A 13,423-nucleotide genomic window follows, 5' to 3' on the forward strand; every position below is an offset into this window, starting at 1 on the left:
CGAAAACGTCGGTCCACCGTCTAGGGTGGGCGTCTCAATCTTTGGACAGCGAACAGTCAGGAGGCCGGCAGTGAGCACGAGTGAGCTGGGACGGCTGCGTAAGCTACGTAACTTTGTCGCCGGTGAGTTCAAGGACGCCGCCGACGGACGGACCACCGAGGTGGTCAACCCCGCCACGGGCGAGGCGTACGCGACCGCGCCGCTGTCCGGGCAGGCCGACGTCGACGCCGCGATGGCCGCCGCCGAGGCCGCGTTCCCGGCCTGGCGCGACCTGGTCCCGGGTGAGCGCCAGAGGTACCTCCTGAAGATCGCGGACGCGTTCGAGGAGCGCGCCGAGGAGCTCATCGCCGTCGAGTCGGAGAACTGTGGGAAGCCGCTCGGGCTCACCCGCAGCGAAGAGATCCCGATGATGCTCGACCAGATCCGCTTCTTCGCGGGCGCCGCGCGCATGCTCGAGGGGCGCTCCGGCGGCGAGTACATGGAGGGCCTGACCTCCTTCGTACGCCGGGAGCCGATCGGCGTCTGCGCGCAGGTCGCGCCGTGGAACTACCCGATGATGATGGGCGTGTGGAAGTTCGCGCCCGCACTCGCCGCGGGCAACACGGTCGTCCTCAAGCCGTCCGACACCACCCCGGCCTCCACGGTCCTGATGGCCGAGATCATCGGCTCGATCGTGCCCAAGGGCGTCTTCAACGTGGTGTGCGGCGACCGCGACACCGGCCGCTCGATGGTCGAGCACAAGACCCCGGCGATGGCCTCCATCACCGGTTCCGTGCGCGCCGGCATGCAGGTCGCCGAGTCCGCCGCCAAGGACCTCAAGCGGGTCCACCTGGAGCTGGGCGGCAAGGCCCCGGTCGTCGTCTTCGAGGACGCCGACCTCGCGAAGGCCGCCGAGGGCATCGCCGAGGCCGGGTACTTCAACGCCGGCCAGGACTGCACCGCGGCCACCCGCGTGCTCGTCCACGAGTCGGTGCACGACGAGTTCGTCACCGCGCTCGCCAAGATCGCCGCCGAGACGAAGACCGGCGCGGCCGACGACGAGGACGTGCTGTACGGCCCGCTGAACAACGCCAACCAGCTGAAGCAGGTCACCGGCTTCATCGAGCGGCTCCCGGCGCACGCCAAGGTCGAGGCCGGCGGCCACCAGGTGGGCGAGAAGGGCTACTTCTACGCCCCGACCGTCGTCTCGGGCCTCAAGCAGGACGACGAGATCATCCAGAACGAGGTCTTCGGCCCGGTCATCACCGTCCAGTCCTTCACGGACGAGGAGCAGGCGGTGTCCTACGCCAACGACGTCGACTACGCGCTGGCCTCCTCGGTCTGGACGAAGGACCACGGCCGCGCGATGCGGATGTCCAAGGTCCTCGACTTCGGCTGCGTGTGGATCAACACCCACATCCCGCTCGTCGCCGAGATGCCGCACGGCGGCTTCAAGAAGTCGGGCTACGGCAAGGACCTGTCGGCGTACGGCTTCGACGACTACACGCGGATCAAGCACGTGATGACGTCGCTGGACGCGTGAGCCCGCGGGTGAAACTGCGGGTGAACCTCACCTACAGCGAGGTCGGCGCGACCCTGGCGGCAGGCGAACTGCCGCCGGGGTACGCCCACATGGACCGCCGTGTCCGGATCGGCTCGGGGCAGGAGTGCTTCGAGCGGGCCGGTGCGGCGGTCCTCGCGTGGGGCGCCCAGCGCGGGGCCGGGCTCCGGGTGACACCGGACGGCGACGTCCGGGAGGGCGCGGACGTGGTGCTGCGGGCGCTGTTCCTGCGGATTCCCTGCCGGGTCGTACGCGTCGTGCGCGAACCGTCGTGCGTCGGATTCGCCTACGGGACGCTGCCGGGGCATCCGGAGTGCGGCGAGGAGGCGTTCCTCGTCGAGCGGGCGGCGGACGGGGCCGTGTGGTTCCGGATCCGGGCGTTCTCGCGGCCGGGGCGGTGGTACGCGCGGCTCGGCGGGCCGGTGGCGCGGGGCGTGCAGAAGTGGGTGACCGGGCGGTATCTGCGGGCCGTCGCGGACGCGGCCGGGTGAGCGGGTCGGGTGCGCGCGGATCGACAAGGTGTCGGCCCCGGCCCCCGGCGCTCGACGCAGCGTCCATTGTGGCGTCAAGTCCCGGGGCGGGAGGCTGAGTTCGTGCGAGCGAACCCGATAACCCACCAGGTCAACCGTCGTTCCCTGTTGCGCGCCCTGGGCGGTGGTGCCGCGGCCGCGGCGGTCGGCGGCCTCGCCACCGGCTGCGGGGTGCCCGCCGCGTACGTCTCGCCGGGGGAGCGGGCAGGACACGACCTGTCCGCCGACGAGAAGCGGCTCACCTGGGCCAACTGGCCGCTCTACATCGACGTCGACGACGACAACCCGTCGAAGCGGCCCACCCTCGACGCGTTCGAGAAGCGGACCGGGATCCAGGTCAAGTACACCGAAGAGATCAACGACAACGACGAGTTCTTCGGCAAGATCAGCCCGTCGCTGATGAACCACCAGAAGACCGACCGCGACCTCATCGTCATCTCCGACTGGATGTGCTCGCGCTTCGTGCGCCTCGGCTGGGTCCAGGAGATGGACCGGGCCCGGCAGCCGCATGTCACCAAGTACCTCGACCCGCTGCTGCGTTCGCCCGCGTTCGACCCGGGCCGCAAGTACACCGTGCCGTGGCAGTCCGGCATCACCGGCATCGCGTACGACAGGCGCAGGCTGGGCCGCGAGATCAAACACGTCTCTGACCTGTGGGCGGACGACCTCGCCGGGCGGGTCACCCTCCTCTCCGGTCTCGACGAGTCCTTCGCCCTCCTCATGCAGGGCAACGGCGTCGACATCACCAAGTGGACCGGCGCCGACTTCGACAAGGTCTGCGACCAGGTCGAGAAGCTGGTGAAGGCGAAGCACATCCGCCGCTTCACCGGCAACGACTACATCAAGGACCTCTCCAGCGGCGACGTCCTCGCCTGCCAGGCGTACAGCGGCGACGTCATCCAGCTCCAGGCCGACAACCCGGACATCGAGTTCGTCGTGCCCGAGGAGGGCGCCGAGCTCTGGGCCGAGTCCCTGATGATCCCCGACCTCGCCGACCACAAGGCCAACGCCGAGCGCCTGGTCGACTACTACTACCAGCCGGAGGTCGCGGCGGAGCTCGCCGCGTGGGTCAACTACGTCTGCCCGGTCCCGGCGGCCCGCGACGTGCTCGCCTCCTCCAAGGACAAGGAGACCGCCGAACTCGCGGAGGACCCGCTGATCTTCCCCGACGACCGGATGCGCTCACGGCTCGCGATCGCCCGTGACATCAGGCCGGCGGAGCGGACCGAGTTCTCGAAGCGGTGGAACAGGATCGCGGGGCTGTGAGACGCGACGAGTGTCACAACGAGGCTTCCAAGAAGCCGAGTTGAGGCCGTCATAGGCTGTGGCCATGACCGCTGATGACCAGTCGTCCGTCGGAGCCGCGGTGACCCTGGGGCTCTTCGCCGCCTGGGCGCTGCACGACACCGAAGAGGTACTCACCGCTCCGCGCTGGATCCGGAAGAACGTGCCGGAGTTGCGTGAGCGGTGGCCGGGTGTGCCCGAGCGGGTGTGGCGGGGCATGGAGGGTGTCGACGAGCGGGAGTTCACGGCCGCCGTCGGTGTCATGGCCGGGATCGTCGGCGCGGGGGCCGTCGCCGGGTGGGTGAGCGGCGGCCGCAGCGGCACGTACCAGGCCATGCTGAACGGGTTCGGGGCGCACGGGCTGCTGCACATCGGCCAGGCCGTCGCCGTGCGCGGTTACACCCCGGGCGTCGCGACCTCGCCGGTGCTCGTCGTGCCGTTCGCCCTGTGGGCGAGGGGGCGGCTGAAGAAGGCCGGGGTGCTGCGGCCGGGCCGGGCCCGTGACGTCGTCGCCGGGGTCGCCTGGGCGGCCGCGGCGACGGCCGTGTCGCACGGGGTGGCACACCGGTTGGTCAGGCCGCGTTCCTGACCGAGGCCATGACGATGCGCTGGGCGACGGGGTTCATCTCCTCGCCCTTCGCGTCCGTGGCGTTGACCGAGTAGACGACCGTCCGGGACAGGTCACAGGAGGCGGCGATCCCGGTGCTGTAGCCGTACCGCGAACCGGACTTGCCCCAGTACACGCGGCCGTCGATCTCGATCTTCTGGAGGCCTGCGCTCATCGTGGCGCCGTCGACGCCGGCCGGTAGCGTGAACATCTCCTTGAGCTGCGACGCGGGCACGATCCGGCCCCGGAAGAGGGCGGTGAGCAGTCGCTCCAGGTCGGCGGTCGTGGAGATCATGTCGCCCGCCGCCGACCGGTCGGCCTGCACCCACTCCGTCACGTCGACGAACTCCCCGTCGACCAGCTGGTATCCGCGGTTGTGCGGGCCGTGGACGCGTGGGTCGGTGCCGGGGAAGTATGTGTGTCGCATGCCTGCCGGGCGCAGTACGAGGCGGGTCGCCACCTTCGCGTAGGAGTCGCCCGTGACCTTTTCCACGAGCAGGCCGAGCAGGGTGTAGTTGATGTTCAGGTACTGCTGGCGTGTGCCAGGCGTGAACGCGGGGTCCTTGGCGAGCGCCGAAGCGGCGACCTGCGTGGGCGTGACGACGTCGAAGCGGTGCGCGTACTGGTCCGCGAACGCGTCGCCCCAGCCGTCGCCGGCCGGTATTCCGCTGGTGTGGTTGAGCAACTGCCGGACGGAGACGGGTTGTTCGAAGTTCGTGCCGCGGAAGAGGGCGGGGAGGTAGTGCTGCACCGGTGCGTCCAGGTCGACGTCTCCGTCGGCGGCGAGGCGCAGCACTGTCGCCGCCGTGACCACCTTCGTGGTGGAGCCCGCCCGGAACTCCGCGTGCTCCAGGGCCTTCGCGCCCTTGCGCAGGTCCCGTACGCCCGCGGTCCCGTGCCAGGAACCGCCGGTGCCGCCGACCCGGACGAGGGCCGCGGTGGCGTCGGCGTCCGGCAGGCCCGCGAGCGACTTGGCCAGCGCCTTCGCGTCGGGGGCGCCAGGGGCCTGCGCCACCACGGCCTGCGCCGGGACGGCCGCGGCGAGCGGCACGGCGACGGCACCGAGTGCGAGGGCGGTGGACAGGGCGAGGGCGAGTCGACGCTTCAAAGCTGCCTCCTGGCAAGGGAGTTGGCCCGGTCGGGCCGACACGGACCATCCTCGGTTCAGGTCGGCCGCGGCAGCTCGTCGCACGGGATGATCTCGACCCTGGCGCGCGGCCCCGTCGTCCCCTAGGGGGCGGCTACTCGTATGCGCGCAGCGACGTCAGGACGTCGACCCGGTTCGTCGTGATCGAGTCCACGCCGATGTCGAGCAGGCGGCGCATCGAGCGCTTCGTGTCCGGGGTCCACGCCGACAGCAGGTAACCGTCGTGGTGGACGCGGGTCGCCAGGTCCCGGGTCACCAGCGGGAAGCGGTAGTTGAGCCAGCGGGGCGTGAGGGCCGCGAGGAGGGCGGGGCGGGGCGGGGCCAGCGAGGTCCAGGTGAGCGCGATCTCGGCGGAGGGGGAGGCGGCGCGCACCTTGAGCATCGTCTCGGCGCCCGCGCAGTAGTAGACCCGGTCCTCCGCGTCGCAGTCGCGGACGGCGCCGACGACGGTACGTACTGAACGCGCGTCCGCGCCCGGCAGGTCGATCATGACGCGGGCGTCCCGGCACGTCTCCAGGGCGTCCGCCAGTGTGGGCACGCCGTCCTCCGTCAGCCCGCGCACCTCGTCGGAGGAGAGCGCGGACAGCGGACGCTCGTGGTCCCACAGGCGCTCCAGCGTGGAGTCGTGGAGCAGGACCGGGACGGCGTCCCCCGTCAGTCGTACGTCGATCTCCACCGCGTCCGCTCCCCGTTCCAGCGCGGAGCGCAAGGAGGGGAGGGTGTTCTCGCGGACGCGGTAGGGGTCGCCTCGGTGGGCCACGGCAGTCACGGTGCGCATGGCCACCATTGTGGCCTTGAGCGGGAGTGGGTGGGCGCCACCCGGCGATCGGCCGCGGGGCTCTGCCCCGGACCCCGCGGGCTCTCGTCCGACTGCGGGCTTAATTCGGCCAGTTCTCCGTGTAACTGTCGATCTCGGTGATGATGCGTGCCTTGCCGATCTCGTCGAGGAACGACTCCCGCACCGCGTTCTTCGCCAGCTCCGCCACGCCCCGCTCGTCGAGGTCGAGGAGGCGGGCCGCCACCGCGTACTCGGTGTTGAGGTCCGTGGAGAACATCGGCGGGTCGTCCGAGTTGATGGTGACCGTCACGCCCGCGTCCACGAACTGCTTGAGCGGGTGCTCGTCGAGGGTGCGGACCGCGCGCGTCGCGATGTTCGACGTCGGGCACACCTCCAGCGGGATGCCGTGCTCGGCGAGGTGCGCGAGGAGCTTCGGGTCCTGGGCCGCCGACGTGCCGTGGCCGATGCGCTCGGCGCCCAGGTGGTTCAGCGCGTCCCACACCGTCTCGGGCCCCGTCGTCTCGCCCGCGTGCGGCACCGAGCGCAGGCCCGCCGCGCGCGCCCGGTCGAAGTACGGCTTGAACTGCGGGCGCGGCACGCCGACTTCGGGCCCGCCGAGCCCGAACGACACCAGGCCCTCCGGCCGCAGCGCGTCGTCCGTGGCGAGCCGCGCCGTCTCCTCGGCCGACTCAAGGCCCGCCTCGCCGGGGATGTCGAAGCACCAGCGCAGCACCGTGCCGAACTCGGACTCCGCCGACTTGCGCGCGTCCTCGATCGCCTCCATGAACCCGCGGGCGTCGATGCCGCGGCGCGTGGAGGAGAAGGGGGTGAGGGTGAGCTCCGCGTACCGCACGTTCTGCCGGGCCATGTCGCGGGCGATCTCGTACGTGAGGAGGCGGACGTCCTCCGGCGTGCGGATCAGGTCGACCACCGACAGGTACACCTGGATGAAGTGCGCGAAGTCCGTGAACGTGAAGAACTCGGCCAGCGCCTCGGCGTCGGCCGGAACCTTCGAGTCGGGGTGCCGGGCGGCCAGCTCCGAGACGATCCTGGGGGAGGCGGAGCCCACGTGGTGGACGTGCAGTTCCGCCTTCGGCAGTCCGGTGATGAAGGCCTGCAGACTCTGGCTCTGGCTCTGGCTCTGGCTGTGACTCGGGCTCTGGCTCACGGTTTCCTCCCCAGGAACTTGGGTGATCGGCTGATCGGGGTCCTCGTCATCGTATGCGGGGAGATCCCCGGCACGACGGGGGTCCCTAGCATGGGTGGATGAGCGAGTACGACCCGTGGCGCACGCCGCCGGCGCCCTCCTCGTACGGGTACGCCAATCCGTACGCGGCGCCGGACGAGCCCGTGCCGCCACCACCGGTCGGTCCCGAGGGCCCGACACCGTTCTCGTACCAGGCCTACTGGTACGCATACGGCCTCGGCCCGCCGCCGGGGTCCGTGCCGCCTCGCAACGGGCCCGGTCTCGCGGCCCTGGTGCTCGGCGTCGTCACCGCGGTCGGCTTCGTGGTGTGGCCGGTCGCGATCGTGACGGGCGTGCTCGCGGTGATCTTCGGCGTGATCGGCAGACAGCGGGCCGGGCGCGGCGCCGCGACCAACGGCGGGCAGGCGCTGGGCGGGCTCATCTGCGGCGTCGGTGGGCTGCTGTCGGCGATCGGGGTCGCGATCGCCGTCCTCATGGGGTGAGCAGCTGCTCTACGGGGTGCGCAGCCGCTCTCTCGCCGCCATCAGCGCGAACCCCAGCAGATTCAACCCCCGCCACGCCTCCGGATCCGCTGCCCCGGCCTCGTCCGCCGCCATCCCGATGCCCCACACCCGGTCCATCGGACTCGCCTCCACCAGCACCTGCTCGCCCGTTCCCACCAGGAATTCCCGCAGCGCCGGATCCGCCGCGAACTTGTGGACGCTCCCCTCGACGACCACGCCGAAGCGCTCCCGCTCCCACACCGCACCGTCGAAGCCCCGCACCAGGCGCCCCGCCTTCTTGGCCTCCGCCGGATGACCTGCGGCGATCGCGCGGCGCTCCGCCTCCGCGTCCCCGAACAGGCGCGCCTTCTCCGCCATCATCCAGTGCTCCGCCGTCGCGTACTCCACGCCCGCCACCGTGAACGGCGAGGGCCACCACTGGCTGAGGCAACTCGCCCCGATCGAACCGTCCTTACGCGGTGTGTGCCCCCAGAAGTGCAGGTACTTCACGCTTGTCCCCGCCGCCAGAGCCGTGACCAGCGATTCCCTGCTGTCGATCTCCATACACGCGAGTCTGGCACGCACCACTGACATTCCGTCCTGCGTTTTACAGGTGGACTCGACACCCGGTCGACAGATTCCGTCGCGTAACCAAAAGGCAACAACGGAATCACTTGTTGGCACTGTGGTCCTCTGTCAGGATCGTCACTCACATCGAGCTGGAGCTACGGCTGGAGCTACGTCGGCGCCCTCGGGACGAGGGCCGACGCAGGAGAAGCGAGAGCGAGCACTCATGCACCACCCCACCTCGGATCACCCCGCCTCGGCCAAGAACGTGGCCGCACTGGCGCAGGAACTCTTCGCGGAAGGCGCGAACTTCGTCGCGGGCCGCCTCGTCAAGGGCACGTCCGGCCGCACCCACGCCGTCGTCGACCCGGCCACGGGCGAGGAGGTCTACACGTACGAACTGGCGGGCACCGCCGACGTGGACGCCGCCGTCGTGGCCGCCCGTGCGGCCTTCCCCGGCTGGTCGGGCGCCACGCCCGGCGAGCGGTCCGACGCCATGCACCGGTTCGCCGGGGTCCTCGACGAGAAGGCCGAGGAGTTCGCGCGCCTCGAATCGCTGCAGTGCGGCAAGCCGCTCAAGCTGAGCCGCGAGTTCGACGTGCCCGGATCGGTCGACAACGCCGCCTTCTTCGCCGGCGCCGCCCGGCACCTTCAGGGGCAGTCCGCGGGCGAGTACAGCGCCGACCACACCTCGTACGTACGCCGCGAGCCCATCGGTGTCGTCGGCTCCATCGCGCCGTGGAACTACCCGCTGCAGATGGCCGCCTGGAAGGTGCTTCCGGCGATCGCGGCGGGCAACACGATCGTCCTCAAGCCCGCCGAGCTCACCCCGTTCACCTCGCTCCTCTTCGCGCAGGCCGCCACCGAGGCGGGCCTCCCGGACGGCGTCGTCAACGTCATCAGCGGCGCGGGCCGCGACGCGGGCGAGCACCTCGTCGGCCACCCGGACGTCGCCATGACCTCCTTCACCGGCTCCACGGGCGTCGGCAAGCGGGTCGCCGAGATCGCCACGGCCACCGTGAAGCGGATCCACCTGGAGCTGGGCGGCAAGGCGCCGTTCGTCGTGTTCGACGACGCCGACCTCGACGCCGCCGTGCACGGCGCGGTCGCCGGCGCGCTCATCAACACCGGCCAGGACTGCACCGCCGCCACGCGCGCGTACGTGCAGCGCCCGCTCTACGAAGCCTTCGTGGAGCAGACGGCGGCCCTGATGGAGACCGTCAGGCTCGGCGACCCGTTCGCCGACGGCACCGACCTCGGGCCGCTCATCTCGCACGCCCAGCGGGACCGCGTCGCCGCCTTCGTGGACCGGGCGCGCGGCTACGCGCGCGTGGTGACCGGTGGCGAGGCCCCCGGCGGCGAGCTCGCGGACGGCGCGTACTACCGGCCCACCCTCATCGCCGACGCCGCGCAGGACAGCGAGGCCGTGCAGTCCGAGATCTTCGGCCCCGTGCTCGTCGTGCTGCCCTTCGACAGCGACGACGACGGCATCCGGCTCGCCAACGACACCCCGTACGGGCTCGCCGCCTCCGCCTGGTCCACCAATGTGTTCCGCGCGAACCGTGCCACGCGCGAGATCAAGGCGGGCTGTGTGTGGGTCAACGACCACATCCCGATCCTCAGCGAGATGCCGCACGGCGGCTACAAGGCATCCGGCTACGGCAAGGACATGTCCGCCTACTCCTTCGACGAGTACACGCAGATCAAGCACGTCATGTTCGACAACACCGCGGTGGTGCGCAAGGACTGGCACCGCACGGTCTTCGGGGACCGTCCTTAACCGATATCCGGCTACCGCCGGGTGGCAGCAGGCCGACCGACCACCGGCCGCCACTCCTCCCGAAAGGGCAACCACGCGCATGGAGCAGTACGAGCCCGACAGTCTGTCCCCGGCCCAACTGGCCGCCATGCACCGCAGCTTCAGGAACGGCAGGGCCAAAGCCTCGATGGCTCGCCGCTCCCTGCTGCGGGCCTCCGCCGGCGGCGCGCTCGCCGTCGGCGGGCTCAGCGCCCTCACCGGCTGCGGCATTCCCGCGGCGAGCAAGTCCTCGGGCGGCATCTCGTCCGAGGACCACTCGGCCAAGGAGAAGACCATCAACTTCTCCAACTGGACCGAGTACATCGACATGAGCGACGACGAGAAGCACCGCCCGTCCCTCGAGGCCTTCACCAAGCGCACCGGGATCAAGGTCAAGTACACCGAGGACATCAACGACAACGTCGAGTTCTTCGGGAAGATCAAGCCGCAGCTCGCGGCGGGCCAGGACACCGGGCGCGACATCATCGTCCTCACCGACTGGCTCGCCGCACGGCTGATCCGCTACGGCTGGGTGCAGAAGCTCGACCAGGCCAACCTGCCGCACGCGTACACCAACCTGGCCACCCAGTTCCGCAACCCCGACTGGGACCCGGGCCGCTCGTTCTCCTACCCCTGGCAGGGCATCGCGACGGTCATCGCGTACAACACCAAGGCCACCGGCGGGAAAGAGATCACCTCGGTCTCGCAACTGCTCGACGACCCGAAGCTCAAGGGCAAGGTCGGCCTGCTCTCCGAGATGCGCGACACGATCGGCATGACGCTGATCGACATGGGCAAGGACCCGCGCACCTTCAAGGCCGACGACTTCGACGCGGCGATCGCGCGCGTGCAGAAGGCCGTCGACAACAAGCAGGTGCGCCGCTTCACCGGCAACGACTACATATCCGACCTCAGCAAGGGCGACCTGGCGGCCTGCCTCGCCTGGGCCGGTGACGTCGTCCAGCTCCAGGCGGACAACCCGCACGTCAAGTTCGCGATCCCGGACGCCGGTTACATCTCGTCGACCGACAACATGCTGGTCCCGAACAAGGCACGTCACAAGACGAACGCCGAGAAGCTCATGGACTACTACTACGAGCCGGCGGTCGGCGCGGAGCTGGCGGCGTGGATCAACTACGTCTCGCCGCTGGAGACCGGCATCGTCAAGCCGGAACTCGCCAAGATCGACAAGGACGTCGCGAACGACCCGCTGATCGTCCCCGACAAGGAGATGTCGGCGAAGGCGCACAACTTCCGCTCCCTGACGGCCAAGGAAGACACGGCGTTCGAGCAGAAGTTCGCCCAGCTCACCGGCGGCTGAGCCGATCCCGCTCGCCCCGCAACCCTGCCCTCACCGACTCCTTGGACTCACCATGACGACCCTTCCGACGTCGGAGACCGGCGGAGACGTCCGTCTCTCCGGGATCAGCAAGACGTACGACAACGGCTTCACCGCCGTCCGGCCGCTCGACCTCACCGTGCCCCAGGGCTCGTTCTTCGCGCTGCTCGGCGCCTCCGGCTGCGGGAAGACCACGACGCTCCGCATGATCGCCGGACTGGAGGACCCGACCACAGGAACGGTTCACCTCGGCGACCAGGACGTGACGTCCCTGCCCCCGTACAAGCGCCCGGTGAACACCGTCTTCCAGTCGTACGCGCTCTTCCCGCACCTCGACATCTACGAGAACGTCGCCTTCGGCCTGCGCCGGCGCGGCATCAAGTCCGTGAAGAAGCAGGTCGAGGAGATGCTCGACCTGGTGCAGCTCGGCGAGCAGATCCGCAAGAAGCCGCAGCAGCTCTCCGGCGGCCAGCAGCAGCGCGTCGCCGTGGCCCGCGCGCTCATCAACCACCCCAAGGTGCTGCTGCTCGACGAGCCGCTCGGCGCCCTCGACCTCAAGCTGCGCCGCCAGATGCAGCTGGAGCTCAAGCGCATCCAGACCGAGGTCGGCATCACGTTCGTGCACGTCACGCACGACCAGGAGGAGGCCATGACGATGGCCGACACCGTGGCCGTGATGAACGCGGGCTCCGTCGAGCAACTCGGCGCCCCCACCGACCTGTACGAGAACCCGGGCTCGACGTTCGTCGCGAACTTCCTCGGCACCTCGAACTTCATCGAGGCCGAGATCGCGGGCCGCTCCGGCGACGACCTCACCCTCAAGGCGGGCGGCGGCAAGCTCGTTCTGCCCACCGCCCGCAACTCGTCGAGCACCACCGCGACCGGCGACAAGCTGCTTCTCGGCGTGCGGCCCGAGAAGATCACGCTCACGCACGCCGACGACGCGGGCGAGATCTCCGACGGCCGCAACCGCATCACGGGGAAGATCGCCGACTCCAGCTTCATCGGCGTCTCCACGCAGTACGTCATCGACAGCCCGCTGTGCGACTCCTTCGAGGTCTACGCGCAGAACATCGAGCGCGACAGCCGCCTCGTCCCCGGCGCCGAGGTCGTCCTGCACTGGAACCCCGCGCACACGTTCGGCCTCGACGCCGCCCAGGACATCGACGCGGGCGCGGCCAAGGTCTCGGAGGACGCCGCCGCATGAGCACGACACTCTCCGACGCGCCCCCACAGGCGCCCGCGCCGATCGACAAGCCGCGTAAGCCCCGCAAGCGCGGCCGCCTCGTCCCGTACTGGCTGCTGCTGCCCGGCATCCTCTGGCTTGTCGTCTTCTTCGCGCTGCCGATGGTCTACCAGGCCTCGACATCCGTGCAGCAAGGGTCACTTGAGGACGGCTTCAAGGTCACCTGGCACTTCGCCACGTACTGGGACGCGCTGTCCGAGTACTGGCCGCAGTTCCTGCGCTCCGTCCTGTACGCGGGCCTCGCCACGATCCTGTGCCTGCTGCTCGGCTACCCGCTCGCGTATCTCATCGCGTTCCGCGCGGGCCGCTGGCGCAACTTCATCATGATCCTGGTGATCGCCCCGTTCTTCACCAGCTTCCTGATCCGTACGCTCGCGTGGAAGACGATCCTCGCCGACGGCGGCCCGGTCGTCGGCGCGCTCAACTCGCTGCACATCCTCGACGTCACGAGCCTGCTCGGCATGACCGACGGCAGCCGGGTCCTCGCCACACCGCTCGCGGTGGTGTGCGGACTCACGTACAACTTCCTGCCGTTCATGATCCTGCCGCTGTACACGTCTCTCGAACGGATCGACGGCCGGCTGCACGAGGCGGCGGGCGACCTGTACGCGCACCCCTTCACCACCTTCCGCAAGGTGACGTTCCCGCTGTCGATGCCGGGCGTGGTCTCCGGAACGCTGCTGACCTTCATCCCGGCGACCGGCGACTACGTGAACGCGGACCTGCTCGGCTCCACCGACACCCGCATGATCGGAAACGTCATCCAGACGCAGTTCCTGCGGATTCTCGACTATCCGACGGCGGCGGCGCTCTCCTTCATCCTCATGGCGGCCATTCTCTTCATGGTCACCTTCTACATCCGTCGTTCCGGGACGGAGGACCTCGTCTGATGTCGATG

Annotated in this window: 13 protein-coding genes; 9 read left to right on the forward strand and 4 right to left on the reverse strand. The window is 69.9% G+C overall.

All coding sequences use genetic code 11. The features are described 5' to 3' along the window. Window positions 1-70 precede the first annotated feature (70 nt). The 4 genes from OHA73_RS30435 to OHA73_RS30450 all read left to right on the forward strand — a co-directional run bounded on the left by OHA73_RS30435 (window position 71) and on the right by OHA73_RS30450 (window position 3,943). Window positions 71-1,522 carry a gamma-aminobutyraldehyde dehydrogenase gene (locus tag OHA73_RS30435; RefSeq protein ID WP_327656612.1) on the forward strand — a complete coding sequence of 484 codons (1,452 nt, stop codon included), beginning with the start codon at window positions 71-73 and terminating at the stop codon, window positions 1,520-1,522. Continuing rightward, window positions 1,519-2,031, forward strand: coding sequence for a DUF1990 family protein (locus OHA73_RS30440; protein WP_327656613.1), 513 nt, complete (start codon window positions 1,519-1,521; stop codon window positions 2,029-2,031). Before OHA73_RS30435 ends, OHA73_RS30440 begins: the two co-directional genes overlap by 4 nt. 102 nt (window positions 2,032-2,133) lie before the next feature. After that, entirely contained in the window at window positions 2,134-3,336 is a 1,203-nt protein-coding gene (locus OHA73_RS30445; RefSeq protein ID WP_266714728.1) for an ABC transporter substrate-binding protein, read from the forward strand. A 64-nt stretch (window positions 3,337-3,400) separates the two neighbouring features. Then, window positions 3,401-3,943 carry an HXXEE domain-containing protein gene (locus OHA73_RS30450; RefSeq protein WP_327656614.1) on the forward strand — a complete coding sequence of 181 codons (543 nt, stop codon included), beginning with the start codon at window positions 3,401-3,403 and terminating at the stop codon, window positions 3,941-3,943. Here the strand turns inward: OHA73_RS30450 and OHA73_RS30455 are convergent. From OHA73_RS30455 to OHA73_RS30465, 3 genes are all read right to left on the reverse strand, one after another. Then, window positions 3,927-5,069, reverse strand: coding sequence for a serine hydrolase domain-containing protein (locus OHA73_RS30455; RefSeq protein ID WP_327656615.1), 1,143 nt, complete (start codon window positions 5,067-5,069; stop codon window positions 3,927-3,929). The two genes, OHA73_RS30450 and OHA73_RS30455, sit on opposite strands and share 17 nt — an antisense overlap. 133 nt (window positions 5,070-5,202) lie before the next feature. Then, window positions 5,203-5,886 (reverse strand): glycerophosphodiester phosphodiesterase, encoded by a 684-nt coding sequence (locus OHA73_RS30460; RefSeq protein WP_327656616.1) that lies wholly within the window; start codon window positions 5,884-5,886, stop codon window positions 5,203-5,205. A gap of 100 nt (window positions 5,887-5,986) precedes the next feature. Beyond that, window positions 5,987-7,054, reverse strand: coding sequence for an adenosine deaminase (locus OHA73_RS30465; RefSeq protein WP_327656617.1), 1,068 nt, complete (start codon window positions 7,052-7,054; stop codon window positions 5,987-5,989). A gap of 98 nt (window positions 7,055-7,152) precedes the next feature. Between OHA73_RS30465 and OHA73_RS30470 the strand changes: the two genes are divergently transcribed. Beyond that, entirely contained in the window at window positions 7,153-7,575 is a 423-nt protein-coding gene (locus OHA73_RS30470) for a DUF4190 domain-containing protein (RefSeq protein WP_266714738.1), read from the forward strand. 9 nt (window positions 7,576-7,584) lie between these two features. Here the strand turns inward: OHA73_RS30470 and OHA73_RS30475 are convergent, their stop codons facing one another. Next, window positions 7,585-8,169, reverse strand: coding sequence for an NADAR family protein (locus OHA73_RS30475; protein ID WP_266714740.1), 585 nt, complete (start codon window positions 8,167-8,169; stop codon window positions 7,585-7,587). Window positions 8,170-8,368: 199 nt separating this feature from the next. Between OHA73_RS30475 and OHA73_RS30480 the strand changes: the two genes are divergently transcribed. The 4 genes from OHA73_RS30480 (at window position 8,369) to OHA73_RS30495 (ending at window position 13,415) form a co-directional block, all read left to right on the forward strand. Beyond that, window positions 8,369-9,922, forward strand: a complete 1,554-nt coding sequence (locus OHA73_RS30480; protein ID WP_327656618.1) for a gamma-aminobutyraldehyde dehydrogenase — start codon at window positions 8,369-8,371, stop codon at window positions 9,920-9,922. Between the two features lie 79 nt (window positions 9,923-10,001). Next, a complete protein-coding gene (locus OHA73_RS30485; protein ID WP_327656619.1) occupies window positions 10,002-11,261 on the forward strand; it encodes a polyamine ABC transporter substrate-binding protein in 1,260 nt (419 codons plus the stop codon). Between the two features lie 52 nt (window positions 11,262-11,313). Next, window positions 11,314-12,486 carry an ABC transporter ATP-binding protein gene (locus OHA73_RS30490; RefSeq protein WP_327656620.1) on the forward strand — a complete coding sequence of 391 codons (1,173 nt, stop codon included), beginning with the start codon at window positions 11,314-11,316 and terminating at the stop codon, window positions 12,484-12,486. Next, window positions 12,483-13,415 carry an ABC transporter permease gene (locus tag OHA73_RS30495; RefSeq protein ID WP_267069045.1) on the forward strand — a complete coding sequence of 311 codons (933 nt, stop codon included), beginning with the start codon at window positions 12,483-12,485 and terminating at the stop codon, window positions 13,413-13,415. Before OHA73_RS30490 ends, OHA73_RS30495 begins: the two co-directional genes overlap by 4 nt. Window positions 13,416-13,423: the final 8 nt, after the last annotated feature.

This window comes from Streptomyces sp. NBC_00483 (genome assembly GCF_036013745.1).
Lineage (GTDB): Bacteria > Actinomycetota > Actinomycetes > Streptomycetales > Streptomycetaceae > Streptomyces.

Bases quoted from the DNA above. Each gene is read 5' to 3' on its own strand.
- OHA73_RS30450 (WP_327656614.1), top strand. From the start codon at position 3,401: ATGACCGCTGATGACCAGTCGTCCGTCGGAGCCGCGGTGACCCTGGGG.
- OHA73_RS30460 (WP_327656616.1), bottom strand. From the start codon at position 5,886: ATGCGCACCGTGACTGCCGTGGCCCACCGAGGCGACCCCTACCGCGTC.
- OHA73_RS30470 (WP_266714738.1), top strand. From the start codon at position 7,153: ATGAGCGAGTACGACCCGTGGCGCACGCCGCCGGCGCCCTCCTCGTAC.
- OHA73_RS30475 (WP_266714740.1), bottom strand. From the start codon at position 8,169: ATGTCAGTGGTGCGTGCCAGACTCGCGTGTATGGAGATCGACAGCAGG.
- OHA73_RS30480 (WP_327656618.1), top strand. From the start codon at position 8,369: ATGCACCACCCCACCTCGGATCACCCCGCCTCGGCCAAGAACGTGGCC.
- OHA73_RS30485 (WP_327656619.1), top strand. From the start codon at position 10,002: ATGGAGCAGTACGAGCCCGACAGTCTGTCCCCGGCCCAACTGGCCGCC.
- OHA73_RS30490 (WP_327656620.1), top strand. From the start codon at position 11,314: ATGACGACCCTTCCGACGTCGGAGACCGGCGGAGACGTCCGTCTCTCC.
- OHA73_RS30495 (WP_267069045.1), top strand. From the start codon at position 12,483: ATGAGCACGACACTCTCCGACGCGCCCCCACAGGCGCCCGCGCCGATC.